Below are 26464 nucleotides of genomic sequence, written 5' to 3'. Positions count from 1 at the left end.
CAATTATGAATAAAAACCCACTTACCACCGAAATCATATTCAGGGCATTAGGCCTTGCCTTATTGCTCCTTGTTATATTAGTTAGGGGCACTTCTTTATTCCCTAATTTGATCCCGCAAGATAAATTGCTTTACGTAGCTATTGCCGCAGCGGTGCTGCTTGGCGTAGCTTTCTATCTTAGAAACAAACGTGTAAACACTACTGAAGACGAAGATTAGTTTACCTGCTTTTTAACTCAACCGGTTTATTGATAGTTACAATGCGGCGCATCAGGTAGTCGGGGTCGTCTGCATTTGTTTTTTTTATGGTATTTACATACAACCACCCGTTTTGGGCCATGTAATTAAGGGCATCGGCCAGGTTATTAAAGCGCATCTCTCTACCACTATTATCACGCAGGCGCTTGTCAACCTCAGGGCCTTGTCCCCGGTCAACATCTATACATATAGTCCGCTCAAAAATACCCTTGTGGGTGCTAATAATACAGTATTCCTCGGCAGGTGCATTAACAGTAGTTTGTGCATCAGCAGCAGTTTCGGTTTGTGCCATTGCCAGGCAGGGCAGCAGGGCTATGGCAGCCAGCAGTAATAGTTTTTTCATAGTTGTAAGTTGGTTAGTAATCTGCAGGTTGGAGTAGTTAAGCACCTGCGGGTTTAATCGTTGTTGCTGGTTATTTATTGTTGTAATCGGCTTGTTACATTAGCGACTTTTCTCCCCCGATTATTATGCATGCATAGTTATCTAAAATCATTAATTTTGTAGTTTAACAATTATACGCCTACATGGAAAGCATTGCTCCTTATAAATCCAAATACAAGATCCGCATGATTACTGCCGCCTCGTTGTTCGACGGGCACGACGCTACCATAAACATTATGCGCCGCATTTTGCAAAGCACCGGCGCCGAGGTGATACACCTGGGCCATAACCGCAGTGTTGATGAGATTGTGAACTGCGCCATACAGGAGGATGTACAGGGCATTGCCATTACCAGCTACCAGGGCGGGCACGTAGAGTATTTTAAGTACATGTATGATCTGCTGCAGGAGCGCGGCGCCGGGCATATCAAGATTTTTGGTGGCGGGGGCGGGGTTTTCCTGCCCGATGAAATATCGGAGCTGCAGGCATATGGTATCTGCAAAATATACTCGCCCGATGATGGCCGCACCATGGGCCTGCAGGGTATGATAAACCACATGATGCAAGAGTGTGACTTTTTGACGCCAGACGTTATTAATGGAGCACAAACTATAAAAGATAAAGGAGCAATAGCAAGGCTTATAACCGCTGCCGAACTGGGGCACCCAAAAAACCTCCCTACTCCTCATTCTACACGCGTCATACCTGTGCTCGGCATCACAGGTACAGGTGGTTCAGGTAAATCAAGTTTGGTGGACGAGATCGTCCGCCGTTATTTGATGGAAACAGATAAAACACTAGCCATTATCTCTGTCGACCCCAGCAAACGTAAAACGGGCGGTGCGTTACTTGGTGATCGCATTCGTATGAATGCCATTAATAGTCCTCGGGTGTATATGCGCTCTTTGGCGACAAGGCAGGCCAACCTGGCCCTTAGCAAACATGTGCAAGAGGCTATTGACATTTGCAAAGCCGCGGGTTATGATATGGTGATAGTGGAAACGAGCGGTATAGGCCAGTCGGACACTATGATCACAGATTACTGCGACCTCTCCTTATACGTAATGACACCCGAGTTTGGCGCGGCTACCCAACTGGAAAAAATTGACATGCTTGATTTTGCCGATCTGGTAGCCCTTAATAAATTTGATAAACGTGGTGCTTTAGATGCCATACGCGATGTACGCAAGCAGTACAAGCGCAACCATATGCTTTTTGATGCTAAGGATGCCGACCTGCCGGTTTATGGCACCATGGCATCGCAGTTTAACGACCCTGGAATGAACACCCTGTTCACCGCCCTGATGAAGACCGTTAAGGATAAGACCGGGGTGGATCTGTTAGGGGATCAAGAAGCAAGAACCAAGTATCAGGATGGGGAATCGGAGAAAATCTACATCATCCCGCCGGATAGGATACGTTATTTGGCAGAAATAGCCGAAAGCAGCGCCGCCTATACCGATTGGGTGAATGAACAATGTAAGATTGCCCAGCAGATGTTTAACATCAGGGGGACGATTGAAGCCGTAGAGACGCAATACATTGCGCCTCCTGCCGCGCAGGTTGCCGACGCACAGGAATTTAAGACACGAAGTATCACGTCTCTACAGGATATATATACCCATTTAGAAGACCACCTGCATGTCGATTGCAAACGCCTTTTAAAAGAATGGCCCGAAACGGTTGCCAAATACAAAGCCGAAAACTTTATTTATAAAGTACGCGATAAAGAGATTAAACAGCCTTTATACTATACTTCGCTATCGCAACTGAAAGTACCCAAGATCTCCTTACCAAAATATGAGGCTTGGGGCGATATACTGCGTTGGCTGCTTACCGAGAACGTGCCGGGCGAATTCCCTTATGCTGCCGGGGTATTCCCGCTGAAGCGTGAAGGTGAAGACCCAACGCGGATGTTTGCCGGCGAAGGCGGCCCGGAGCGGACCAATAAGCGCTTCCATTACGTATCGCTTGACCAGCCTGCGCACAGGCTGTCAACCGCGTTTGACTCGGTTACACTTTATGGCGAAGACCCGCACGAGCGACCGGATATTTACGGAAAAATCGGCAATTCAGGCGTAAGCATAGCCACGCTTGATGATGCCAAAAAGCTATACTCAGGTTTTGATCTTTGCCATGCATCTACATCAGTATCCATGACCATTAACGGTCCTGCGCCCATGCTGCTGGGCTTTTTTATGAATGCGGCTATCGATCAGCAATGCGAAAAATACATCGCCGAGCATAAGCTGCAACATTTGGTAGAAGCTGCTTATAAAAAGGAGTATGATGATAAAGGATTAACGAGACCACAATACCAGGGAGGCGCCCTTCCCAACGGCAATAATGGCCTTGGCCTTATGCTATTAGGCTTAACCGGCGACCAGGTTTTACCTGCCGATGTATATGAGAAAATCCGCGCTTATGCTATTGCTACCGTGCGTGGTACGGTACAGGCCGATATATTGAAGGAAGACCAGGCACAAAACACCTGCATCTTTAGTACCGAATTTGCCCTGCGGATGATGGGTGATATCCAACAATATTTTATACAACAAAAGGTACGGAATTTCTATTCTGTATCTATATCAGGCTATCACATTGCCGAGGCGGGTGCTAATCCTATTACACAGTTGGCATTTACCTTAAGCAATGGTTTTACCTATGTGGAATATTACCTGAGCCGAGGCATGAATATTGATGATTTCGCCCCAAATTTATCTTTCTTCTTCAGTAATGGTATAGACCCTGAATATTCGGTGATTGGCCGCGTGGCAAGGCGCATCTGGGCCAAGGCCATCAAAAACAAGTACAAGGGTAACGACAGGTCACAGAAGCTAAAATATCATATCCAAACCAGCGGTAGGTCATTGCACGCACAGGAGATAGACTTTAATGATATCCGCACTACCTTACAGGCTTTATATGCTATTTATGATAACTGTAATTCGTTGCATACAAACGCTTACGACGAAGCCATTACCACCCCAACCGAAGAATCGGTACGCAGGGCAATGGCTATCCAGTTGATCATAAACCGCGAGCTTGGCCTTGCCAAAAATGAGAACCCCATACAAGGTGCTTTTATCATAGAAGAGCTGACCGACCTGGTAGAGCAGGCCGTATTAACCGAATTTAAAGCCATTAATGATCGTGGCGGCGTATTAGGTGCTATGGAAACCATGTACCAGCGCAGTAAGATCCAGGAAGAATCACTTTACTACGAAACTCTTAAACATAATGGCGAGTACCCTATCATCGGGGTAAATACCTTCCTTAACAAAAAGGGATCGCCTACCATTGTACCATCAGAAGTGATCCGTGCAACAGAGGAAGAAAAACAATTCCAGATAGCAGCCTTGCAGCTTTTCCAGGAGCGCAATGCGGAACATGCCCCAGGCTTGTTAAAAGAACTGCAGCATAAAGCTATAGCAGGCGATAATATTTTTGAAAGCCTGATGCAGGCCTGTAAGTATTGCAGCCTTGGCCAAATAAGTAACGCGCTTTATGCTGTAGGTGGCCAATACAGGCGTAATATGTAAACTGTAAAAAATAAAGGGCCGCTTAATTAAGCGGCCCTTTTAGTAATAAAATAAGCTAATGCGCTACAAACGCACTATCTTTTGCGGCCACGCTGCCTTTTATATTTTTACGGCCAATTATCAGTACCAGTAAAGCCACAGACGATGCTGCCAGCATGATAACTGACATGGGTATTGACGACTGGCTATTGAACAAGCTAACCCCAACTGATACCACCGAACCAATACACATTTGGAATGCACCCAGTAAGGATGATGCGGTACCCGCATTTTTTTCAAACGGGGCCAGCGCCAGGGCCGATGTATTGGGGCTGGTAACACCAATGCAACACAATACCAAAAAAATCATCACGATAGTGCCCACCAGGCCAAGTACGTTTTGCAGCGAACCCAAAACATATACCGCCGAAATAATAACCATAGCAATAAGCGCAGTATTTACAATTTGTTGGCTTTTGTATTTCCTGATCAAAAAACTGTTTACCTGGCTGGCGCCGATGAACCCTACAGATAACAGGGCGAATACCCACCCATAGGTTTTGCTGCTTATTTTATACACCTCCATTAACACAAGTGGCGATGCTGAGATGTAGGCAAATAACCCCGAGAAAGCAATACCGCCGCTTAGCGCATATGTGTAAAATTGTGGCGTTTTTATAACGGTTAAAAATCCGTTGATAATAGGTTTGGGTTTTAGGGAGTAAGATGGATCAGCTTTATAACTTTCGGGCAGGAAAAAGAAAACTGCCAGCGTTATCAGCATGGCTATAACCGTAAGGATAATAAAGATCAGTTGCCAACCAAAAGCTGTAGTAACATACCCGCCAACGGTTGGGGCTAACATGGGCGATGCACCTAATATCAATATAAGCAACGCAAACACTTTGGCATTATCCTTTACAGGGAAAATATCGCGCACCATGGTTATTGATGCCACCGCCGCAGCACAACTGCCTACAGCCTGTACAAAACGCAGGGCAATAAGCATTTCTATACTGGTTGAAAAGTAGCAACCGATAGAAGCTATTATGTATAAAGCCAGCCCCGCATATAAAGGCGGCTTACGTCCATACTTGTCAAGCAGGGGACCATAAAGCAATTGACCGGCAGATATCCCTATAAAATAACTGGATAACGACAATGCTACATTCTCGGTACTGGTATGCAGTGATTTAGCAATGTCCGGGAAACCCGGCAGGTACATATCAATAGAAAAAGGCCCCAGGGCAGTAAGCGAGCCCAGTATCAATACTAAAACAAAATAACGTTTGCTTGTCATTACCACAAAGAAACAAAGTTTAATTGGTGGTAGGCGGTAAGGAAATGTAAAAAAGCCAAACTATTTTCTTTCTTATCCTTTATGCTTAAAATCTATTTATTCTACATATCATATAATGTTATTACTTTAGTTGCACCGGCTCCCGGTAGAAATATAATTATAAACCCCTTCAAATTAAAAAGTAATGCTGGTTATACTGCTCTGTATAGTACTGCTCATATTATTGGTTAGCTGGGCAAAGGTTAATCCATTTCTTGCTTTCCTGCTGGTTTCTATAGCTGCCGGCTTAATGCTCGGTATCCCTATTAATAAAGTTACCGGCGCGGTACAAAAAGGCATGGCCGATATTTTAGGCGGGTTGCTTATTATAATCTGCCTTGGGGCTATGCTGGGTAAATTGGTTGCCGCAAGCGGCGCCGCCCAAAAAATTGCCGAAGTACTGGTAAACGCAGTTGGGCAAAAATATATCCAATGGGCGTTAGTTGCTGCCGGGTTTATAATAGGCATCCCCCTATTTTACGGGATTGGTTTTGTACTTATGGTACCCCTTATATTTTCGGTAGTGTATAAATACAAGTTGCCTGCTGTGTTTATTGGCCTGCCCATGATCGCTTCTTTATCGGTTACACATGGCTTTTTACCGCCACACCCGTCGCCATCTGCGTTGGTGGTATTATTTCATGCCAATATGGCTACCACATTTGTTTATGGGTTGATGATAGCCGTCCCTGCCATTATACTTGCGGGGCCGGTATTTGCGCAGTTTTTAAAGAAGATCCCATCAGAACCACTGGCTACCTTCCGCGCCGAAGAAATGCCTGCCGATAAACTGCCAAGCGGCTTTCTCAGTTTTTTTACCGCTTTATTACCTGTGCTGCTTTTAATGTTAACTGCATTTTTCCCATACCTGGGCATCAAAAACGCAACCGCATTAAAAGTAATGGCCTTTTTGGGTGATCCTTCCATTGTAATGCTGATAGCCCTCATTGTGGCTACTTACACGCTTGGTATAAAACAAGGCCGCAGCATGAGTACCATCGCTGTTAATTTTACCGATGCAGTTAAAGACATTTCGCTGATACTGCTTATTATAGCCGGATCTGGCGCATTTAAAGAAGTGCTTACCACCAGCGGTGTAAGTAACGAGATTGCCGATAACCTTAAAAGTTTTAATATGCCACCGCTTGTTTTGGGCTGGGTTATAGCGGCTATTATCCGTATCAGTTTAGGTTCGGCAACGGTTGCGGGATTAACTGCTGCCGGGATTGTAGCCAGCCTGGTGGTTACCGAGCATGTAAACCCTAACCTGATGGTACTATCCATCGGTGCGGGTAGCCTTGCTTTTTCGCACGTAAACGATTCTGGCTTTTGGCTATTTAAAGAGTATTTTAATCTCAGTATAAAGGATACCTTTAAATCATGGTCGGTAATGGAAAGTCTGGTATCGGTTATTGGGCTGGTGGGGGTACTCATCATAAACTTATTTGTATAGGGTATGAAAAAGGTATTATCAGCAATTATTATCTCGTTAATTTGCGCTACCTGCTTTGCGCAGGATGCCGGTAAATTCTTTACATCGTTTGATGGCTCCAGGATATACTACGAGGTAAAAGGCGAAGGCTCTCCCATAATACTGGTACATGGCTTTACGGGTACAAGCCAGGGATGGAAACATGGCAGCTTATATCCCGCCCTGCTCACCGCGGGTTATAAAGTAATTATATTAGATATGCGCGGCAACGGACGATCAGATAAACCCCACACCGATGCCGCTTATGCCAACGACGCCGAGGCTAAAGATATTATGGGGCTTGCAAGCAACCTGGGCTTTAAAAAATACGCGGTGGTGGGCTATTCGCGTGGCTCTATCATTACCTCGCGGTTAATGGTGCTTGATAAATGTATTACCAAAGCCGTAATGGGCGGCATGGGTGCTGATTATACTAACCCCGAATGGCCGAGGCGTATCCACGCTTACAAAGCCCTGATGGGCGATACCACCCTACATGATGTAGACGACATGATGGTTTGGATCCGCAAAAACAACTTTGATAACCTTGCACTGGCATACCAGCAAAAGCACCAGCCAAGCACCAGTAAACAGGAACTGGCCAGGGTTAAAATACCCGTTTTGCTGATAGACGGAACAGAAGATCTCACCAATGGCGATGTACATGATCTGCAAAAACTTATCCCCACTGCAACCATAGTTACAGTACCCGGCGACCATAACAGTGCAGGTAATACTATACAGTTTTCTACCGCTATCCTTAATTTTCTTAAATAAGAGTATTAAACTATTCACGTTTTAAGTACTCCATTACTATGTAAGCAATATGGCTTGCTATTTGCAATGGTTAATTATTATTTAAGTACAATGATTATGAAAAAGATATTCGTGTTAGGCAGCCTGCTATTGGCATTAACGTCTACCGTTAGCATAAATGCCCAGGCCCAGGAAAAAAAAGGAATAAGTAAACAAGGTAAAGGCGCTATAATTGGAGGTGCCGGTGGTGCTGTTGCGGGTGCTTTAATAGGTAAAAGCGTTGGTGGTGCCGTAATTGGTGGTGCCATTGGTGCAGGTGGTGGTTACATTATTGGTAATGAAGCCCGAAAACGCGAAGAAAAAAGAAAACATGCCGCATGGCTGGAACGCCGCCGCGCCTGGAAACGTGCACATCCGGGTAAAGCCTACCCATATTAATTAATATTAAAACCCGCCAAAAGCGGGTTTTTTGTTTTATAATGCTTCCTCTCATCAATATCAAAAAAATACATTCTTATATGTATCTTTGCATTACATTTGACTGCAAGCCGATCAGATAATTATATATCTCTATTTTTCAGCCCGTCCCCAACATATCTAAGTATCATATATTTTTCATCTTACTTAGATACCTTTATATACTTTTTTGATTTTTAGCTACTGAACATGGTAAAGCGTATTTTAGTATTAGACGACAACCAGGACATTCTTGCGATTGTGCACGAAACCCTCACCTACGAAAACTTTGAGGTAAAAAGCACAGGCGAAAGCGAAAATGTAATGCCCCTGCTTGAATCGTTTGAACCCGACCTGGTAATACTTGATTACCGTGTAGCCGGCCTTAATGGCGGCGAACTTTGCCAGTCTATTAAAGCACATCCCAAATTTAGCAATGTACCCGTTATCATATTTTCGGCTTATATTAGTCACGAGGCCGACCTTTGGGCTTACGGCTGCGATGCGATCATCAACAAACCGTTTGATTTGAACGAATTGGTGGAGAAGGTGAATAATTTGATATCATAATATTCTACTTTAATAGGGAGGGTGTTTAACTACAATCAATCGCCTAAAAACGCTCTTTAAACGCCCCAAAACGCCCTAAAATATCATAAGTGTTCACGTTCACTGCTGTGAACGCCCTCAAACACCGCTAACAACCTAATAACCAGCAGTTTCCTATTATTTAATATTGCAATAACGCGCCAACATTGGCAGCATACAGGGTTTGAATTATCATTTCCCCTTTAAAGTAAGCCCATTATAAACGCAGAATAAAATTAAAAAAAAAGGCCCCGATCGCTCGGAGCCTTTTTACTATATGTTGGGGTAATTATTTTACCTCTTCAAAATCAACATCTGTTACATTGTCAGCACCACCTTCGGGTTGGCCACCGGCAGCCTGACCTGCGTCAGCACCCGGTTGCGCACCGCCATCGGCAGATGCTTTGTACATATCTTCAGATGCAGCAGTCCATGCAGCGTTCAGTTCTTCCTGTGCAGGCTCAATAGCAGCCAGGTCTTTAGCAGCATAAGCTGTTTTTAATTTCTCAAGTCCGGCTTCGATAGCGCCTTTTTTATCGGCAGGGATCTTATCACCGTACTCTTTCAATTGTTTCTCGGTAGAGAAGATCAGGGCATCAGCTGAGTTCAGTTTTTCAACTTCTTCTTTCGCTTTTTGATCCGCGTCGGCGTTAGCTTCAGCTTCGTCCTTCATCTTTTTGATCTCGGCATCGGTTAAACCTGATGATGCTTCGATACGGATCTTTTGCTCTTTACCGGTAGCTTTATCTTTTGCAGATACATGTAATATACCGTTTGCATCAATATCGAAGGTTACTTCAATTTGTGGAACACCGCGAGGTGCCGGTGGTATACCATCCAGGTGGAAACGGCCTATGGTACGGTTACCCGATGCCATTGGGCGCTCGCCCTGTAATATGTGGATCTCAACAGATGGCTGGCTATCAGACGCTGTAGAGAATGTTTCTGATTTTTTGGTTGGGATAGTTGTGTTCGATTCGATCAGTTTGGTCATCACACCACCCATAGTTTCGATACCCAATGATAAAGGGGTAACATCTAACAACAACACATCTTTAACCTCGCCGGTTAATACACCACCCTGTATAGCTGCACCAATAGCAACAACTTCATCAGGGTTAACACCTTTTGACGGCGCTTTACCAAAGAATTTTTGTACCGCTTCCTGTATAGCAGGGATACGGGTTGAACCACCTACCAAGATAACTTCGTCGATATCTGAAGTGCTGTAACCTGCGTTTTTCAAAGCAGTTTTACAAGGCTCAATAGTACGTTTGATCAGGCTATCGGCCAGTTGCTCGAATTTTGCACGGGTTAAGGTTTTAACCAGGTGTTTAGGGCCTTCGGCACCGGCAGTAATGTATGGTAAGTTGATCTCTGTTTGAGTCGAGCTTGATAATTCAATCTTAGCTTTCTCGGCAGATTCTTTTAAACGTTGCAAAGCCATTGGGTCTTTACGCAGGTCAACACCTTCGTCGCTTTTAAATTCATCTGCCATCCAGTCAATAATAACCTGGTCAAAGTCGTCACCGCCTAAGTGAGTATCACCATCGGTTGATTTTACTTCGAAAACGCCATCACCCAACTCCAGTACAGATACGTCATGCGTACCACCACCACAGTCAAACACAGCAATTTTCATATCCTTGTGTGCTTTATCCAAACCGTAGGCAAGGGCAGCAGCAGTAGGCTCGTTAATGATACGGCGAACCTTTAAACCTGCAATTTCACCGGCTTCTTTAGTTGCCTGGCGTTGAGCATCGTTAAAATAAGCCGGTACGGTAATAACCGCTTCGGTAACTTCATGGCCCAAAAAGTCCTCAGCAGTTTTCTTCATTTTCTGAAGGATCATTGCAGAGATCTCTTGCGGGGTATATTTACGGTCGCCAATTTCAACACGCGGGGTGTTGTTGTCGCCTTTAACTACTTTGTATGGTACACGGCCAACTTCCTGGGTAACTTCGTTAAAGTTGTTGCCCATAAAGCGCTTTATAGAATAAATAGTTTTTGTTGGGTTTGTAATGGCCTGGCGTTTTGCAGGGTCACCAACCTTACGCTCACCATCGTTAACAAAAGCCACAACAGAAGGCGTAGTACGTTTTCCCTCGCTGTTAGCAATAACTACAGGTTCGTTACCTTCCATTACAGCTACGCAGGAGTTTGTTGTTCCTAAGTCAATTCCAATTATTTTAGACATATTATGATTTGATTTTTTTTAATAATTAAGTGCTATTACACCTATTTATCAATGCCTGTGCCAATATGCATTTGGCAGAAAAAATATATCGCATATGTCAGTTAATATCCAAACAGTCAGCCATGGTTACTTTTCGGTGACATGTTGGCAGGATTTTAAGAGGCTTTTGAGACTTAGTAAACCCTGCTCGCGCAAGATTAGCGCAGCGTATCTTGTGTGAAAGCATAATGCAAACTTTCAGCTTGCGTCAGTTGAAAGCTGACCTTATGATAACCCCCGCTCGCGCAAGATTAGCGCAGCGTATCTTGTGTGAAAGCATAATGCAAGCTTTCAGCTTGCGACACCGATAGATGCAAAGCAAACGAAGAATATCAACTAAACTGAAACTGCCCGGCTTTTAGCCTTTTTTGTACTTCCTGCTTGTAATTGCGGCCTATCGGCAACTCATGCCCGTTAATATCCAGGCGGTAGGAGTAAAAAGAATCTATCTTATCCAGTGCTATTAAAAACGACCGGTGGATGCGTATAAACTTACTCTCGGGCAGCATTTCTTCCAGCAGGCTTATCTTTTGCTTGCTAATGTAGGTTTGCTCTTTGGTAATTACCTTCACATAATCGCGCAGGCTTTCTACCCATAAAATATCGTTAATATTTACCTTTACGGTTTTACGTTCAACTTTCAGGTAAATAAAGGCTTCATGGTCGCCAACCGGTACTTCATGGGCAACCATGGTTTTGGCCCTGTTATCCTGTAATTGGTAAACCTTATCTATAGCGCGCATAAAGCGCTCAAACGATATGGGCTTTAACAGGTAATCTATGGCGTTCAGCTCAAAGCCCTCCAAAGCATATTCGCTATAAGCGGTGGTAAATATAACCTTGGGCGGGTTTTTAAGGCTCCTTAGCAGGTCGGTACCTTTTATGCCCGGCATCTGGATATCTAAAAACATCAGGTCTACCGGTTTTTGCTGCAATAGCTGGAAAGCTTGTATGGCATCGCCGTATTTGCCAACCAGTTCCATCTCGCTGAATTTAGCAAGATAGCCTTCTATGATCTCGATAGCATAAGGCTCGTCATCAACAATCAGTACACGTGTTTTCATGCGGGTACTAATTGCTTTGATAATTGGGCTTGTTTGGCGGGCTGCACTACCGGCGACATTTCAACATCCAGCACAATCAGGAAGGTATCTTCCTCATCCATAATTTTTAAATAATGCGTACCGGGGTAAAGCAGGTTTAGCCGTTTAATAACATTACTTAAGCCAATCCCCGCCCCCATATCGCCGGGGGTGTTTTTAGGCGGGTTATTATTTGCTACCTTAAGTTTAACCCAGTTATCCCTCACGGCAATATCAACATTAACCCATACCTGCCCGGTAGTTTCGCTTGCGCCATGCTTAAAGGCATTTTCAATAAAAGGCAAAATAATTAAAGGCGCTATCTGCTTATTCTTTAAGTTTCCGCTGATATTAAAGTTGATGTCTATCCTGTCTTCGTAGCGCAATTTTTCAAGGTTAACATATTGCTGCATCATAAACACCTCTTTCTCTAAGGGTACTTCATCCGTGCTGCACTCATAAAGCATATAGCGCAATATGCCCGACAACCCCAGGATCAGCTCAGGCGATTTTGGTGAATTGTTTAAACTTAGCGCGTAAAGGTTATTGAGTGTATTAAACAAAAAATGAGGGTGTACCTGTGCTTTTAATGCACCAAGTTCGGCCTCTAAAGCAGCCTGTTTACGCTCATACCACATTTTAAAAAGCTTAACGGCCAGCACAAAACCTATAATTAGGTTGGTGCCTTTAAATGCGTTTACAAGCCCTACCGTATTAAATAACGATTGAAAAAACGGCCTATTGTTGATGCTCAGGTAATCAGGGTCGGTGATATGTTGTGTTTTTATCATGTAGGGGATAACAAATATTAGCCCGCTTGAACGGCTAAGCAACATTGATACCACAGCAACAACCACCGATAACACAATAAACTTAATGTATTTCCCCTTAAACAAATACGCGGGCACTACCCAATAGGCAATTACATAGTAATAGGCAATTTGTACAGGCGCATAAAAAAGATTGTTCCTGAAAGAAACTGCCATACTAACCTGCACAGAATATATAACCGTTAATGCAAGCATAACAAGCACCCAAAAAATAATATGCTGCAACACCCGGGGTATATGCAGATCTCCTGGTTTAAAACTCGCCGCGTTCATAGTCACTAAATTACAGCTATTGCATCCAAAATATAACGGGGTATCCCCTAAAATCGACAAACGGCACGTTATTAAAGACAGACTGCATCGTTATTAACCCTTGTGTTAGTATTTACTATACAGACGCTTATCATATCCAATAAGTTACCGTTTGTAGGCAATTAGCCGGTTTATATCGCTTTGCCTTTTTAATGGTTTGATACACTGATATTTTAGTTTCATCATTTTAAAACAAACAGTATGAAAAAACTCATGATAACATTAACCGCTATTGCGATATATGCCACTAATACTTATGCCCAAACGCCATCGGTACCACAACCTGTTTCGTGGGTGGTAGAAAGCACTGTTTATCAGCCTAAAATTAACACGGTAAAGTTTTATGATAATAAATCACAGCTTATTTACCAGGAAACCATTTACGGCAAACTTGATGTAAAAAAGAAATACGTACGTGAGGCACTTAACCTTGCCTGCGAAAAACTTTATGCACAGCGCAGTGATATAAAAAATGCCAACCTGTTAGGCCTGGCATTAAGCATAAAACAATAAAGAAGTTTTTTTTGAAAAACAGTTAAGTGAAGAGAGAGCCGGCGCGAGGCAGGCTCTCTTATTTTTATTCGGCAGGTTCTATCCAGTTACCATCGCCTTTGATGATGCCGATGAGTTCATCTAACGCATTGGCCGAACTGATATTCTTCTTAACAGCCTGCTGCCCGCGGTATAAGGTTACCTTATCCGTACCCGAGCCAACGTAGCCATAATCAGCATCGGCCATTTCGCCGGGGCCATTTACAATGCAGCCCATGATGCCGATCTTAAGCCCTTTAAGGTGACTTGTACGGCTGCGGATCATCTGCGTAGTTATCATGAGGTCGAACAGTGTGCGCCCGCAACTTGGGCAGGATATATATTCTGTTTTTGAGATACGCGAACGGGTTGCCTGCAGTATGCCAAAAGCGGTTGACGTAATAACACAGGTTGGTACCTGTGGCGCATCTATCCAGATGCCGTCGCCAAAACCATCAACCAATAAAGCGCCGAGATCGGTACCTGCAAATAGTTGTAAGTCTTGAGTATTAAGCTCTAAGTCCTCAGTATCAAAAGAGTATCCGCGTTTAACAATAACCGGCACATCCAGCTCCATTTCCTGTAGTTTCAGGAAAAAAGCGCGCTGGTCGGCCATACCATGCAGTTCGTCAGTCTCCAGCACAAAAACCAGCGATCTATCAAGCGGGATCAACCCGAATGCTTCTGATTCCAGATCGGCATTTTTTATGCGGACCAGGTTCAACGCTGATGTACGGTCGGTACCGGCCTGTATATATTCATCCAGGGCGAACACCGGGTGGCAAAGGGTTTTATTAACCAGTTTTTGCCAGGTTGGGTAATGATAAAGCTGCTTAAGGTTACCCGGTAAGGTAAACGATGGCAGGCTATCGCCCAGGTAAACAAAATCTACCGATTGCTCGGCCATGTTATATTTATCAAGCAGGGCCGAATACAGGTAGCCTGCATCATTCATCACTGCAGGGTCTTTTAAATTAGCTTGCGACAGATCAACCACCACCCTGGGCACCATGTGCCCGCCTATAAAGGCGTTAGCCTCGTAGGTGTCGCGTTTTTTGTATTCGTAAGGAGAGTATTTTAAGTTTGAAGTCTGAAGCTCTAAGTCTTGAGCCGGTTTTTGACTTTCGACTTTTGACTTTTGACTTCTCTCCGTATATCTCTTCACCAATGCAATGGCCACCGGGGCCTCGGCTTCGGGTTCTTCGGTAAGGGAAACCCGTACGGTATCGCCCAGGCCATCTTCCAGTAAAGTACCTATGCCCACGGCAGATTTGATGCGGCCATCCTCGCCGTCGCCGGCTTCGGTTACGCCCAGGTGCAGCGGGTAGTTCATCCCTTCGGCCACCATGGTTTGCACCAGCAGGCGGTAGGCCTGTACCATTACCTGCGGGTTACTGCTCTTCATGCTCACCACCAGGCTATAATACCCCAATGTTTCGCACATGCGGATAAACTCCATAGCGCTCTCTACCATGCCCTGCGGGGTATCGCCGTAGCGGCTCATAATACGGTCGCTCAACGAACCATGGTTGGTGCCAATACGCATGGCAGTACCATATTCTTTACAGATGTTTACCAGCGGGGTAAATTTCTGAAAGATACGGTCAAGCTCGCCCTGGTATTCCAGGTCGGTATATTCTATTTGGTCAAATTTCTTTTTATCGGCGTAGTTGCCGGGGTTTACGCGTACCTTTTCAACAATACGGGCGGCTACCTCGGCCGCATTGGGGGTAAAATGTATATCGGCAACCAGCGGTACATTGTAACCACGCTGGCGCAGTTGCTTTTTTATCTCGGCAAGGTTGTTTGCTTCTTTAATGCTGGGTGCGGTGATGCGTACATACTCGCAACCGGCATCAACCATGCGGATGGTTTGCTCAACCGTACCTATGGTATCCATGGTGTCGGTTGTGGTCATGCTTTGGATACGGATAGGGTTATTGCCGCCCATTGGCACATCGCCGATGGCAACCTCGCGGGTCACAAAACGCGAATAATCGGTTAATGAGTTACAGTAACGGCCTTGCAGCATTTTCACAGCATCAGCATTCATTTGCAGGGATGGAATTAATAAGATGCAAAAATACGAAAGAAGTTTGAAGTTAAAACGTTGCTATCTTGTCATAATTCAATACTGATGCTGAACAAACTAAAATACATGCTGGTAAAACAACAGTATTACATAAAATACCATACAACTTTTATCTATAAAAACCGTTTTAAACTGTGTATAACGCCATAATTCATTACCTTGGGGTTAACCAATACGTTTACATGAAAAGAATTATCTGCCCCCTGCTTATACTCAGTATATTTCTATCGTGCAAAAGCAAAACCGCCGATACCGACCAGGATACAACCGGCACCGGCAAACCGCTGGATCAAAGCCAGGCTTTACTGCATCAGTTTAAACCCCTGATAAACGGCATGTGGGTAAAAAAAGACTACATTAAAAAGGTAAAGAAGAGCAAATCGCCCTTAGAAGCGGTTGATAATGGCACCGGCGTTACCATTATGTATATTGATACCGCCCAGCTTAAAGGCGACAGCATTATGGTACCCGTTGTTTTAAATAACCACGAAGGTGCCAATGTTTCTCTAAACTTTCAGCCGGGTAAAAACACTACTACTATTGAATTTGGTAATGATGAACTGAGTTATAAACTTAAAAACGGCGACACCACGCTCATCATTTATCATTATAACCCGCAAACCAAAGAAACTGCTACCGCCCAGTACATTAAAATAATGCCTGATAAACCGGCTGGCGGCCTGGCCGCAGGAATGAGCATGGCTATCAATAAGGCCATCCTATCGGGTAAGTATGAGGGCACAGATGCAGCCGGCAAAAAGATATATGCTGTATTTACCGACGATGGCAAAGTAAGCGGCCTACCCGGCTTAACTACCTACTACGTACAAAACGACATGATAGCCGACCCGGACCACAGCCATGACGAGATCATATTTAACCTTAATGGCAAAGGGCAAAAAGCTTACTCGTTTATTATTAATAAAAAAACACTGAGCTTATATGATAGCGCCGAACAGGTAAAATCTAACAAGCCATCGTACTCATTAAAACGCAAAAGGGAGTAACCTACTCCCCTTTATCCAGATATTTATAGATAGCGATCAGGTCTTCATCGCCATGTTTGGGAACGGCAGCTTCAAACGTTTTTAATGCGGCTTCACCCAATGGCGTTGTCAATCCTATATCCCGCGAGAGCTTAAGGTCCTTCACAATATTTTTAAGGCTGAACGCTGCTTTAAAGTTATCATTTACAATAGCATCACCCTTTAGTTTAGTGTATGGGTTGGCAATGGCGGCGTTACTTAAAAGGTTCAATAAAACCTCCGGCTCAATACCGTTATTTTTTGCCAGGATAAGTGCTTCGGCCAGGCCTTGTGTGTAAAAGCTTAGTAAAGTATTTATAGCCAGTTTTGCAGCATTACCTGAACCAATAGCACCAACGTTCATAACCAGTTTACCTATCTTTTCAAGTATAGGTTTTACCCGTTCAAACGCATCAGTATCGCCACCGGCCATAATAACCAGTTGGGCGGTTTCGGCTTGTTTAACACTGCCCGATACCGGGGCATCCAGGTATTGCAGGCTTTTTGATGTACAAAGCGCTGCCATCTCCTTACTGATAGCCGGCGATACCGTGCTCATATTGATAATAACCTTATTACTTACATCCGCCTTGAGCAAACCATTCCCGCCCTCAAATATCTCGCGGATGGCCTTATCGTCGGTAACCATAATGATCACCACATCGGTTTTCTCAATCAGTTCTTTTGGGGTTGATGCTGTAGTGGCGCCCTGCTCTTTCAACTCAGCTTCTTTATCCTTGTGGCGATTATAAACCGTTACCGGGTAACCCGCCTTTAACAATTGCTGCGACATAGGGTTCCCCATTAAGCCAAGGCCTATCCAGCCTATTTTTGTTGTGTTTGTCATGATCTAGTTAACGTTTATAGCCTTAACAACGTTTTCGTCAAAGTATTTTTTTACCAGCAGATTAATAAACCGTTTCAAATATGTCGCGTTCAAAAACACGTTCGCCCAATTATCAAACCTTTGGCATTTTATCCCCAGGTAAAAGAAATACATACTTACGCCAAGCATAGGTAACAGTCGCTTTTCTTCGTCGCTTATTTTTGCGATAGACTCGTATCCTGCCAAAAAGCTTTTTAACTTTTCATCGCGTTCGGCTTCAACTTTTTCGGTGCTGTGCAGTTGCAAAATGTAATAAGCCAGGTCCAAACACAGCCAACCGTTGCCGCAAAAATCAAAATCGAATATGGTGACCTCGCCATCTTCAGTGATGTTCAGATTATCGAACCAGATATCCATATGTACTACACCCTGCCTTAATTTACCGGCATCGGCCATCGCCAATTCATCCAATAAATATTTTTGTGTTGCTGCCATCCATTGCATTTCGTCAGTATCAGCGGGCAGAAATTGTTTTAACCGCTCAAACGAATCCTTCAATAAAACCTGCGGAGTATAAGTTACCCGCTGCAATTGCAAATTGTGCGTAACATGGTGAATACGGGCCATGGTTTCGCCAATTTTGTGATGCAGATCTGTAGAAAAGTTAAGCTGCTTTTCGCCTTCGGATGAAAATAGTACGCCATAACGGTTTCCCTCGGGCGCATTTAAGGTTTGTATATAATCCCCGGCAGCATCTTTTAGGGGATATGATACCGGGATGTTGTTATCACGCAGCAAATTCAACAGCTTTATCTCTTCCCTTATTTCTGTTTGGTTGCGCCAGTTTAAGCTATAAAGCCTGAACACAAAATTACTAGCCCCATCAGTTATTAAATAACTATGGTTAATGCCGGTTTTTAGCAGCTTACAGGTTGCATTAACGCTAAACTGATACTTATCCTGCAAAAATAAACCAACGGGTGTTGCAGAAAGAATTGAACTAATAACAGGGAAATTTTGCATGCTATAAATTTTGAGGGCTACAAAGAAACAAAATCGCCATTGCTTTTTGGCAATGGCGAGAAGTTAAATTTATAGGGCTTCATTTTTTTAATAATAATATTTACATTTAGTAATTACAAAATTAAACCCAATATGAAAAGAAAGATTTTTACAACAGCTCTGTTATCCTGCTGCTTTATGATATGTATGGCAGCTGTTTTTGCCGATTTAAATGGTAAATGGAAAGGTGCCATTACCACCCCTGATGGTAACGCCATTGATGTAGCTTACACCTTTAAGGTTGATGGCGAAAAACTTACCGGTACAGCAGTATCGCAAATGGGCGAAGTACCCATTGACAACGGTAAAATTAAAGGTGATGAGTTTTCGTTCAGCGTAAACGTATCAGGTACCGATTACCCGCACAAGGGCAAAGCCTATGCCGACTCGTGCGCTATGGATATTGATTTTGGCGGCAGCAGCTCGCACTTTGTTGTTAAACGCGATAAGTAGTTACCCGCAAACAAATACTTGCTAAAAGCCCTGCATATCGCGGGGCTTTTTTATTTTTAACACAAGGGCAAAATAAGAATTCTTTTAAATTAACAACTCCGTAATTCACCCCTCAAAAACCACGTAAAACTACGTGATTTTAAAATATTTATTGGTTTGTTGCTTTTAAATAAATAAGTTTATTGAACCAAGCAACAGCCTATGTCAACTTTTTGCAAACTCCCTGGTGCCCGTTCGGCACTTTAGCACCGGCCACACCTGCCGGGCAAATATTGTTCAGCAATACATTAATGAATTTTTTAAAGGATACAGCGTGGTTTATAAAAACCACGCCCTGCCTGTAATGATATATTAAATACCTGAGGGTACAGCAATAAAAGAAACTTCTCGCGAAAGTAAAGAAGCATGGACTTTAAAAAACATGCAGCCAAAATTGCCGAGGCGTGGTTACGGCAAAGAAAACTAAATTATAAACTTTATTTATGTCTAAATTTAACAAACTCAGCAGAGCTGAGATGAGAGATGTTTTAGGTGGAACTTATGGTGGTGGGCCTATTGAACCAGGTGATGGCGGCGGAGGTGAGGATTGCCCTGATAATGAATGTGGGGGAACCTTAGGAACCTGTGCGGTTGGAAAAAGTTGTTATTCGAAGAAGTGTCCAAAAGATGCCAATTTTTATTATAATTATTGTGCATAAAAATAAACAAGGCTGGCTTAAACAGCCAGCCTTGTTTATTAAAGTTTCTGTTTTTATGATTGTAATCAAACGTAATGATGAATAATAAATTGAAATATGTGGTATATGTAGTTTTATTAATTACACTATGTTCTTCCGGGTTGGTTTTTGCCCAAGCACCTGTCCGAACTGGGCCAGCATCCCCTGAAGAAATTAAAAAAGCCCAAACAGCGGTTGAGGCCGATCCGAATAGTCAGAGCGCATACAAAGCCTATATATACGCAATGGGATTAAATAACCCTCTTCTTATATCCCAATACAAAGTATGGATAAAAAAATATCCAGAAAATATAAATATTCCGTTGGCCTTTGGTACAGTATATTATAGAGCCGAAATGCCGCAAGCAAAAGAGTATTTGCTAAAGGCAGCCGCAATGGAACCCAAAAACGCTAAAGTATGGTTTATGCTTTCGGCGGATGCCGGCATGAGGGGACAAAACGATCTGTCAAATGAATATATGAAAAAAGCCGCTCTCGCCGATTCTTCAAATGCCCTTTATGCGTATGGTTATCTTACGTCTTTTAAGGATAGCGATCCCTCAAAATATAAACAGAAAGTCTTTGAGTTTGTTAAACGCTTCCCGGAAAATGAACGTGGTGCCCAGGCTTTATATTGGTTGGGGGAAGATGCCACTGATCTTGATGAAAGAACACAATATTTCGAAGATCTCCGCAAATTATATCCGCCTCAAAAATTTGACTGGTCATCGTCGGGGATGATAGCATTAGCCGATATTTATCTGCAAACTAAACCTGAAAAGGCTATAGCTTTAATAAACGAGATGGGGGATAGCCAGGATTGGAAGATTAGAAAACAAGTGGCAGAATCATTAATAATGATTAATAAATCAGAGCAAAATCAAAACTACAAAGATGCCCTTACGGAACTTAAACAAGTAAAACTTCCAAAGTTTAATTACATTGATGATTTTATTGCGTTAAAGAAAGCTCATCTGTTGGAAAAAGCCGGTTACGTTAAAACTGCATATGACACCCTGGCTGTAAAATTTGCAAAATTACCTACTGACGAGCTTTATGCGGCTCTTGAATTGTATGGAAAGAAAATTGGAAAGGATAAAAAGCAAGTGGATAAAGATATTCAGAATATTAGGAATAATATAGCAGTTCCTGCTTATCCATTTGAGTTGGGCCTTTATACCAGTAACAGCAAGTTAAATTTGAACAACCTGAAAGGGAAAGTAGTATTGCTGACTTTTTGGTTTCCTGGTTGTGGGCCCTGTAAGGAGGAGTTTCCGCATTTCCAGGTTGTGATTGATAAATTCAAAGGCGAAAATGTCTCGTACTTAGGTATAAATGTATTTCCCGGTCAAGATGCTTATGTGATGCCTTTTATGAAAAACAATAAATATTCCTTCATCCCATTACGCGGCAGTACAGACTTTGCTGCTAAATACTACAATGTGCAGAGTGAGCCTGAAAATTTCCTGATAGATAAAGATGGAAAGATTGTTTTCAGAAATTTTCGTATCAATAATAGCAACCGCCGTACGTTGGAGTTGATGATAGCTTCATTATTAAAATAAACTAAGCAAGACCTTGATAGACGCATTTATTACTTAAAGGCGAACTCATTGGGCGCAATGTTGATTTAAATGGCTTGGAAAAAATGCTAAAGAGTGTAAAATAGGTTTTTTCAAGGCATGACAATCCGGGCGCTACTGCTTTTAATTACCGGCAACCTTATGACATTTCCCTAAATATTATATTTTATAATCATAGATTAAATATATTTTGTTAAAAATAACAACCATTTATACATCTCGCTTAAAACCACGTAAAACTACGTGATTTTAAAATACTTATTGGTTTGTTGCTTTTAAATAAATAAGTTTATTGAACCAAGCAACAGCCTATGTCAACTTTTTGCAAACTCCCTGGTGCCCGTTCGGCACTTTAACACCGGCCACACCTGCCGGGCAAATATTGTTCAGCAATACATTAATGAATTTTTTAAAGGATACAGCGTGGTTTATAAAAACCACGCCCTGCCTGTAATGATATATTAAATACCTGAGGGTACAGCAATAAAAGAAACTTCTCGCGAAAGTAAAGAAGCATGCACTTTAAAAATACATGCAGCCAAATTTGCCGGGGCGTGGTTACGGCAAAGAAAAACTAAATTACAACGTTGTTTTTATGTCAAAATTTAACAAACTCAGCAGAGCTGAGATGAAAAATGTATTAGGAGGATTATGTATGCCGGGCGATCCAAATTGTGGAGGAGGAACGGGCACTAAATCATGTTCGTGTACATTAACTGGTGCACAAAATGTAAAAGTGGATTACCCCCTGCCGGCAAGCGCATCTGCTAGTGAGGGTGATTGTTCATCCTCTTGTAAAGCAGCCTGTGATGGGGCACCATTATGTTCTGCCTATTCATCTACTTACGCATCGAGTACCCCACAATAAATTTTAAATAGCTATTGTATGCTGGTTAGCATGCAATAGTTATCAATTTAAATCTATGAAGTATCTTAAATTAATTTTAGTATTTATTCTGTTTTCATCAGCGATACAGGCACAGGTTGTTTTTGAAATAAAGGGTGAAGTAAAAAATCTACCGGGTATTACCAGTGCTTTAAATAATGGAGACACCATTTTTTTGGCAGTAAGCAAACAAAAAAAAACGTTTCATTCGGTAATTAAAAACAACACCTTTTATATAAAAGGCGAAATTATTGAGCCCGATGCCGGGATGCTCGAATTTAAAGGCTCAGGGCTGAAGTTTTTTTTGGATAGCAGTGTGTATAATACTCAACTTATTCTAAAAGAAATTAGTCCGGGCCGGTATGTATATGAAACAGCTATCCAAACTAATTCCCGCATCCATAACACATGGCACAATTTTGTAAATAACCAGGTAGCTCTTTATCAACAGAAAGCGCATTACCTGAACAAAGCTGATTCGGCTATAAATGAAACATCTGCTTTAGCGTATAAAAAAAAGGCAGCGGGTATAGATTCCCTGATCAGAAACGCTTATACAAAGCTCGCAAAAGATGCGCCCGATAACCCGGCTACAGCTTATTTACTACCAGCCGCGCCTGATTTTTCGTATAAAAACTATATAGCATCATACAATGAGCTCTCTTTTAAAATAAAAAGCAGTATCTATGGTAAGGAACTTTTTGAAAAACTAAAACTGTTAAAAAATCTGGATAACCCCACCGATTTAAAGTTGGCTGCCGATGAGCAGAAAGCCATCCCCTCAATAAATGTTGTTGATACCCTTGGGAAAGTTGAACAACTTAACAAAAAATTTTATACCAGGCAGCGTTTTACACTGATTGAACTTTGGGCAAGTTGGTGCGGCCCGTGCAGGTTGATAAACATTGAACTACGCGGTAAAGAGAATGAGTATGCAAAAAAAGGGTTGAAAATTATTGGGTTCTCTTTAGACAATGGTGTTTCATTATGGAAAAAAGCGATCAGGGAAGATAAAATAAGATGGCCACAGTACTCTGATCTTAAAGCTACTAATTCGCCGCTTGCAAAGTTTCTCAATCTAAAAGAAATTCCGGCAAATATACTGGTTGATCAACAGGGTAATATTGTAGGAAGAAATATTTATGGCGAACAACTTGAGCAGTTTTTAAAATCAAACAATTAATTGGATAGAGAAAGGTTATCTACTAAATAACAAGGGCCAACTTATTGGCCGCAACGTTAAATTAGACAACCTGGAAAACATGCTTAAAATATAAAATAGCTTTTTTCGCAAGGCCGGGCAAGCCGGGCTCTTCCTATAGTAAGTTGCCTGCAATTCGCACATTTTCTTTAAACATACCATTTAATGCGTAAAAAAATATTTCACTTTCACTAAAGTCAAAAACACATTACATACCCCTCAAAAACCACGTAAAACTACGTGATTTTAAAATACTTATTGGTTTGTTGCTTTTAAATAAATAAGTTTATTGAACCAAGCAAACAGCCTATGTCTATCTTTTACAAACGCCCAAATGCCGACGCGGTACTCATTGAATTAGTCAAAATTATCGATCCATCAGTTACCGCCGAACAAATAACCGACGAACTAAACATCCACCCCGATTACCCAAACCTGCTGGCCCTAAATGATGTGCTTACCAATTTTGGCATCGAATCGGGCGCGTACCGCATCACTAAGGACGAACTGCCCGAAGTACCCGTACCTTTTATTGCCCACACCAATAAGTCGGGTTCGGAGTTTTTGCTCATCACCGCCATATCCGCAAAGCAGGTTACCGCTACCGACCAAAGCCGCAAAAACTACACCCTAAGTTTTGATGATTTTGCCAATTCGTTTACCGGCGTGGTGCTGGCTGTAGAAATGCCCGAAACCGCATCTGTTAAAAAAAGCAGTGGTTTTAATACCACCGGGCTGCGTTATACCCTTGCATTAGGTTTGCTGGCCTTTGCGCTTTTAGCATCAATCATAACCTTCTCCCCAATATTTAGCAGCTGGCAAACTATGCTGGCGGCGTTGTTTAAAACCGGCGGGGTTACCGTTTCGGTATTGTTGCTTATACAAAGTATAGATCGTAACAACCCGCTGGTGCAAACGCTTTGCGGCGGCGGCGGTAAAACCAATTGTAACGCCATCCTGGCATCCAAAGCCGCCAATGTTTTTGATGGCCTTAGCTGGAGCGAGGTGGGCTTTTTCTACTTTACAGGTACCTGGCTGGCCCTGCTGTTTGCAGGTACAAATACTGCCATGCTACAGGCTTTGGCAATACTCAATATTATTAGTTTGCCTTATACCGTATACTCTATCTATCACCAGGCGCGTGTTGCCAAACAATGGTGTGTTTTATGCTGTACCGTGCAGGCCTTGCTTTGGCTGGAGTTTATACCTATGGTGGGGTTTTTAAACGCGCCGTTCCAGCTTTTAAACCTTACGGAACTTGCCGGATTGCTTATTTGCCTTACCCTGCCTGTTGGGCTGTGGCTGTTGTTAAAGCCATTGCTGCTAAAATCACAACAATTAAACACGCTTAAAGGCCAGCTGCGCGATTTTAAATATAACACCGACTTGTTTAACACCGCCCTAAAAGAGCAGCCCAAATATGCTGTACCGGCCGAAGACTGGAGTATTGTTTTAGGCAACGTTGAAGCCGGTAATATCATCACTATGGTAAGCAACCCCTACTGCCCGCCATGTGCCAAAACTCACCATGTTTTGGATGAATGGCTAAACCGTAACCCCGATATACAGGTACGGCTTGTATTTACGGCCAATAACACGGATGCCGATCTTAAAACACCCGTAACCAGGCACCTGATGGCATTAAATGAACTGGCTGATAAAAGCAAGGTAAAACAAGCCCTTAACGACTGGTACGATCAAAAACACAAAGATTACGATGCCTGGGCCAAAGCACACCCTGTAACCCTCGACGAAACAAAATATTACAAGCTTGACAGGCAACAGGAATGGTGCAACCTGGCCGAAGTAAGGGCCACTCCCACCCTCCTAATTAACGGGCATCGTTTACCGGATGTTTACCGCATACAAGATATTAAATACCTGCTGGTGCAGCAATAAAAAAAACTTTTAGGGAGGGGTGCAAAAAGCCACGCCCTGCCTTAAAATTATGAATATTTAAAAGGATAGCAATAAAATAAACTTCTCGCGAAAGTAAAGGAGCATGCACTTTAACATATATGCAGCCTAATTGCCGGGGCGTGGTTACGGCAAAGGTAGTTAATTATTAAATTTTTATTTTATGTCGAAATTTATGAAACTCAGCAGGGTTGAGATGAAACACGTTTTGGGTGGTGGCCTTCCGCCGGATCCAACACAACCAGGGCCAATTTTGTGCGAAAACTATGTATCGTGTGGCGTATCATCAGATCCATTAAGTGATGTTATATCATTCTATGGGGTTTGTTGTAATTCACTCGTTGATTCGCAAAACTATTGCAGATCACACGGCTATACAGGTATTTATGGATGCACATCCAACCTTGCTTAATAAACCTGTATACTAAAATAATAAAAGCCCTGCCAACCCGGCGGGGTTTTTATACGTATTGTGAATAACCGGTTGTTATAATAATTAACAACGCTTACCTTTGCGCCGCATGTTACAACGTTTAACCGCATATTTATTAATTGTGTCGCTTGTATCGGCTAATTTCTCGCGTTTTTTTATCTACGCGGGGTTCGAGCTGAACCGCAACTACATCGCCACAAAACTTTGCGAAAACCGTAATAAACCCCAGTTACATTGCAATGGCAAGTGTTACTTTATGAAAAAAGTAAAACAAGCCGAAGACAAGCAGAACACCGAAGATCGGCAGGCACAAAAAAACCTGTTCCAGGAGGCCAACTACAATCAGCCGGCTAAGGTTAAGTTCTACCAGGTTTTATTATCGGTAACCAAAGTGCCGAACTATCGTATTCAACTGCCGGAGCTATCCCGCAATATCTTCCAGCCGCCACGGCTCTCATAAAAACACCCTTCTTTTTTTTAATACAGTTTTCGATGCCGGCCTAAGCCCT

Annotated in this window: 25 protein-coding genes; 17 read left to right on the top strand and 8 right to left on the bottom strand. The window is 42.8% G+C overall.

Translation table 11 applies throughout. From position 1 onward, the window contains the following. The first annotated feature begins 5 nt into the window (after positions 1-5). Positions 6-218, top strand: a complete 213-nt coding sequence (locus tag IDJ75_RS18065; RefSeq protein WP_191177048.1) for a hypothetical protein — start codon at positions 6-8, stop codon at positions 216-218. 1 nt (position 219) lies between these two features. Here the strand turns inward: IDJ75_RS18065 and IDJ75_RS18060 are convergent, their stop codons facing one another. After that, positions 220-600 carry a hypothetical protein gene (locus IDJ75_RS18060; protein WP_191177047.1) on the bottom strand — a complete coding sequence of 127 codons (381 nt, stop codon included), beginning with the start codon at positions 598-600 and terminating at the stop codon, positions 220-222. A 182-nt stretch (positions 601-782) separates the two neighbouring features. Between IDJ75_RS18060 and IDJ75_RS18055 the strand changes: the two genes are divergently transcribed. Further along, positions 783-4181 carry a methylmalonyl-CoA mutase family protein gene (locus IDJ75_RS18055; RefSeq protein WP_191177046.1) on the top strand — a complete coding sequence of 1133 codons (3399 nt, stop codon included), beginning with the start codon at positions 783-785 and terminating at the stop codon, positions 4179-4181. A gap of 55 nt (positions 4182-4236) precedes the next feature. Here the strand turns inward: IDJ75_RS18055 and IDJ75_RS18050 are convergent, their stop codons facing one another. After that, positions 4237-5460, bottom strand: coding sequence for a multidrug effflux MFS transporter (locus IDJ75_RS18050; RefSeq protein ID WP_191177045.1), 1224 nt, complete (start codon positions 5458-5460; stop codon positions 4237-4239). Between the two features lie 184 nt (positions 5461-5644). On the opposite strand from IDJ75_RS18050, the gene IDJ75_RS18045 reads away from it, so the two are divergent. The 4 genes from IDJ75_RS18045 (at position 5645) to IDJ75_RS18030 (ending at position 8752) form a co-directional block, all read left to right on the top strand. Continuing rightward, the gene (locus IDJ75_RS18045) at positions 5645-6952 is read left to right on the top strand and encodes a gluconate:H+ symporter (RefSeq protein WP_191177044.1); all 1308 of its coding nucleotides are present in this window, start codon (positions 5645-5647) and stop codon (positions 6950-6952) included. Between the two features lie 3 nt (positions 6953-6955). Next, positions 6956-7747, top strand: a complete 792-nt coding sequence (locus IDJ75_RS18040) for an alpha/beta fold hydrolase (RefSeq protein WP_191177043.1) — start codon at positions 6956-6958, stop codon at positions 7745-7747. Positions 7748-7843: 96 nt separating this feature from the next. Continuing rightward, the gene (locus tag IDJ75_RS18035) at positions 7844-8164 is read left to right on the top strand and encodes a glycine zipper domain-containing protein (RefSeq protein WP_191177042.1); all 321 of its coding nucleotides are present in this window, start codon (positions 7844-7846) and stop codon (positions 8162-8164) included. A gap of 228 nt (positions 8165-8392) precedes the next feature. Then, positions 8393-8752 (top strand): response regulator, encoded by a 360-nt coding sequence (locus IDJ75_RS18030; protein ID WP_191177041.1) that lies wholly within the window; start codon positions 8393-8395, stop codon positions 8750-8752. A 307-nt stretch (positions 8753-9059) separates the two neighbouring features. On the opposite strand, the gene dnaK is transcribed toward IDJ75_RS18030, so the two are convergent. From dnaK to IDJ75_RS18015, 3 genes are all read right to left on the bottom strand, one after another. Then, a complete protein-coding gene (gene dnaK, locus IDJ75_RS18025) occupies positions 9060-10967 on the bottom strand; it encodes a molecular chaperone DnaK (protein WP_191177040.1) in 1908 nt (635 codons plus the stop codon). Positions 10968-11338: 371 nt separating this feature from the next. Then, entirely contained in the window at positions 11339-12070 is a 732-nt protein-coding gene (locus tag IDJ75_RS18020) for a LytR/AlgR family response regulator transcription factor (protein WP_191177039.1), read from the bottom strand. After that, positions 12067-13191 (bottom strand): sensor histidine kinase, encoded by a 1125-nt coding sequence (locus IDJ75_RS18015; RefSeq protein ID WP_191177038.1) that lies wholly within the window; start codon positions 13189-13191, stop codon positions 12067-12069. The genes IDJ75_RS18020 and IDJ75_RS18015 overlap by 4 nt, the downstream gene beginning before the upstream one ends. 240 nt (positions 13192-13431) lie before the next feature. On the opposite strand from IDJ75_RS18015, the gene IDJ75_RS18010 reads away from it, so the two are divergent. Continuing rightward, positions 13432-13743, top strand: coding sequence for a hypothetical protein (locus IDJ75_RS18010; RefSeq protein WP_191177037.1), 312 nt, complete (start codon positions 13432-13434; stop codon positions 13741-13743). Between the two features lie 64 nt (positions 13744-13807). Here the strand turns inward: IDJ75_RS18010 and ispG are convergent, their stop codons facing one another. Then, positions 13808-15814 (bottom strand): (E)-4-hydroxy-3-methylbut-2-enyl-diphosphate synthase, encoded by a 2007-nt coding sequence (gene ispG, locus IDJ75_RS18005; RefSeq protein ID WP_191177036.1) that lies wholly within the window; start codon positions 15812-15814, stop codon positions 13808-13810. Between the two features lie 221 nt (positions 15815-16035). Between ispG and IDJ75_RS18000 the strand changes: the two genes are divergently transcribed. Beyond that, a complete protein-coding gene (locus IDJ75_RS18000; protein ID WP_191177035.1) occupies positions 16036-16860 on the top strand; it encodes a hypothetical protein in 825 nt (274 codons plus the stop codon). A 1-nt stretch (position 16861) separates the two neighbouring features. Here the strand turns inward: IDJ75_RS18000 and IDJ75_RS17995 are convergent, their stop codons facing one another. After that, entirely contained in the window at positions 16862-17725 is an 864-nt protein-coding gene (locus IDJ75_RS17995) for an NAD(P)-dependent oxidoreductase (protein WP_191177034.1), read from the bottom strand. Positions 17726-17728: 3 nt separating this feature from the next. Continuing rightward, positions 17729-18727, bottom strand: coding sequence for a phosphotransferase enzyme family protein (locus tag IDJ75_RS17990; RefSeq protein ID WP_191177033.1), 999 nt, complete (start codon positions 18725-18727; stop codon positions 17729-17731). A 132-nt stretch (positions 18728-18859) separates the two neighbouring features. Between IDJ75_RS17990 and IDJ75_RS17985 the strand changes: the two genes are divergently transcribed. The 9 genes from IDJ75_RS17985 (at position 18860) to IDJ75_RS17945 (ending at position 26415) form a co-directional block, all read left to right on the top strand. Continuing rightward, positions 18860-19219 carry a glycoside hydrolase gene (locus IDJ75_RS17985; RefSeq protein WP_191177032.1) on the top strand — a complete coding sequence of 120 codons (360 nt, stop codon included), beginning with the start codon at positions 18860-18862 and terminating at the stop codon, positions 19217-19219. 182 nt (positions 19220-19401) lie between these two features. Further along, complete coding sequence (locus tag IDJ75_RS17980; protein WP_191177031.1) at positions 19402-19563, top strand: hypothetical protein; 162 nt, start codon at positions 19402-19404, stop codon at positions 19561-19563. A 138-nt stretch (positions 19564-19701) separates the two neighbouring features. Further along, the gene (locus IDJ75_RS17975; protein ID WP_191177030.1) at positions 19702-19917 is read left to right on the top strand and encodes a hypothetical protein; all 216 of its coding nucleotides are present in this window, start codon (positions 19702-19704) and stop codon (positions 19915-19917) included. Between the two features lie 74 nt (positions 19918-19991). Then, a complete protein-coding gene (locus IDJ75_RS17970; protein WP_191177029.1) occupies positions 19992-21500 on the top strand; it encodes a redoxin domain-containing protein in 1509 nt (502 codons plus the stop codon). Between the two features lie 310 nt (positions 21501-21810). After that, on the top strand, positions 21811-21972 hold the full coding sequence (locus IDJ75_RS17965) for a hypothetical protein (protein WP_191177028.1): 162 nt from the start codon (positions 21811-21813) through the stop codon (positions 21970-21972). Between the two features lie 78 nt (positions 21973-22050). After that, entirely contained in the window at positions 22051-22386 is a 336-nt protein-coding gene (locus IDJ75_RS17960; protein WP_191177027.1) for a hypothetical protein, read from the top strand. 55 nt (positions 22387-22441) lie between these two features. Then, complete coding sequence (locus tag IDJ75_RS17955; RefSeq protein WP_191177026.1) at positions 22442-23587, top strand: TlpA family protein disulfide reductase; 1146 nt, start codon at positions 22442-22444, stop codon at positions 23585-23587. A gap of 327 nt (positions 23588-23914) precedes the next feature. Next, the gene (locus IDJ75_RS17950; protein WP_191177025.1) at positions 23915-25504 is read left to right on the top strand and encodes a cysteine peptidase family C39 domain-containing protein; all 1590 of its coding nucleotides are present in this window, start codon (positions 23915-23917) and stop codon (positions 25502-25504) included. Positions 25505-26043: 539 nt separating this feature from the next. Further along, positions 26044-26415 (top strand): hypothetical protein, encoded by a 372-nt coding sequence (locus IDJ75_RS17945; protein ID WP_191177024.1) that lies wholly within the window; start codon positions 26044-26046, stop codon positions 26413-26415. Positions 26416-26464 lie beyond the last annotated feature (49 nt).

It is taken from the genome of Mucilaginibacter rigui (assembly GCF_014773275.1).
In the GTDB taxonomy this organism is placed as follows: domain Bacteria; phylum Bacteroidota; class Bacteroidia; order Sphingobacteriales; family Sphingobacteriaceae; genus Mucilaginibacter; species Mucilaginibacter rigui_A.
The sequence above is the reverse complement of the archived record's forward strand: the minus strand, read 5'-3'. Positions and strand labels throughout refer to the sequence as shown.

Coding starts and splice junctions, on each gene's coding strand:
- IDJ75_RS17975 (WP_191177030.1), top strand. CDS start 19,702: ATGTCTAAATTTAACAAACTCAGCAGAGCTGAGATGAGAGATGTTTTA.
- IDJ75_RS18060 (WP_191177047.1), bottom strand. CDS start 600: ATGAAAAAACTATTACTGCTGGCTGCCATAGCCCTGCTGCCCTGCCTG.
- IDJ75_RS18055 (WP_191177046.1), top strand. CDS start 783: ATGGAAAGCATTGCTCCTTATAAATCCAAATACAAGATCCGCATGATT.
- IDJ75_RS18020 (WP_191177039.1), bottom strand. CDS start 12,070: ATGAAAACACGTGTACTGATTGTTGATGACGAGCCTTATGCTATCGAG.
- IDJ75_RS18030 (WP_191177041.1), top strand. CDS start 8,393: ATGGTAAAGCGTATTTTAGTATTAGACGACAACCAGGACATTCTTGCG.
- ispG (WP_191177036.1), bottom strand. CDS start 15,814: ATGAATGCTGATGCTGTGAAAATGCTGCAAGGCCGTTACTGTAACTCA.
- IDJ75_RS17990 (WP_191177033.1), bottom strand. CDS start 18,727: ATGCAAAATTTCCCTGTTATTAGTTCAATTCTTTCTGCAACACCCGTT.
- IDJ75_RS17995 (WP_191177034.1), bottom strand. CDS start 17,725: ATGACAAACACAACAAAAATAGGCTGGATAGGCCTTGGCTTAATGGGG.
- IDJ75_RS18050 (WP_191177045.1), bottom strand. CDS start 5,460: ATGACAAGCAAACGTTATTTTGTTTTAGTATTGATACTGGGCTCGCTT.
- IDJ75_RS18040 (WP_191177043.1), top strand. CDS start 6,956: ATGAAAAAGGTATTATCAGCAATTATTATCTCGTTAATTTGCGCTACC.
- IDJ75_RS18045 (WP_191177044.1), top strand. CDS start 5,645: ATGCTGGTTATACTGCTCTGTATAGTACTGCTCATATTATTGGTTAGC.
- IDJ75_RS17950 (WP_191177025.1), top strand. CDS start 23,915: ATGTCTATCTTTTACAAACGCCCAAATGCCGACGCGGTACTCATTGAA.
- IDJ75_RS17985 (WP_191177032.1), top strand. CDS start 18,860: ATGAAAAGAAAGATTTTTACAACAGCTCTGTTATCCTGCTGCTTTATG.
- IDJ75_RS18015 (WP_191177038.1), bottom strand. CDS start 13,191: ATGAACGCGGCGAGTTTTAAACCAGGAGATCTGCATATACCCCGGGTG.
- IDJ75_RS17945 (WP_191177024.1), top strand. CDS start 26,044: ATGTTACAACGTTTAACCGCATATTTATTAATTGTGTCGCTTGTATCG.
- dnaK (WP_191177040.1), bottom strand. CDS start 10,967: ATGTCTAAAATAATTGGAATTGACTTAGGAACAACAAACTCCTGCGTA.
- IDJ75_RS18000 (WP_191177035.1), top strand. CDS start 16,036: ATGAAAAGAATTATCTGCCCCCTGCTTATACTCAGTATATTTCTATCG.
- IDJ75_RS17955 (WP_191177026.1), top strand. CDS start 22,442: ATGAAGTATCTTAAATTAATTTTAGTATTTATTCTGTTTTCATCAGCG.
- IDJ75_RS18065 (WP_191177048.1), top strand. CDS start 6: ATGAATAAAAACCCACTTACCACCGAAATCATATTCAGGGCATTAGGC.
- IDJ75_RS17970 (WP_191177029.1), top strand. CDS start 19,992: ATGATGAATAATAAATTGAAATATGTGGTATATGTAGTTTTATTAATT.
- IDJ75_RS18035 (WP_191177042.1), top strand. CDS start 7,844: ATGAAAAAGATATTCGTGTTAGGCAGCCTGCTATTGGCATTAACGTCT.
- IDJ75_RS18010 (WP_191177037.1), top strand. CDS start 13,432: ATGAAAAAACTCATGATAACATTAACCGCTATTGCGATATATGCCACT.
- IDJ75_RS17960 (WP_191177027.1), top strand. CDS start 22,051: ATGCAGCCAAATTTGCCGGGGCGTGGTTACGGCAAAGAAAAACTAAAT.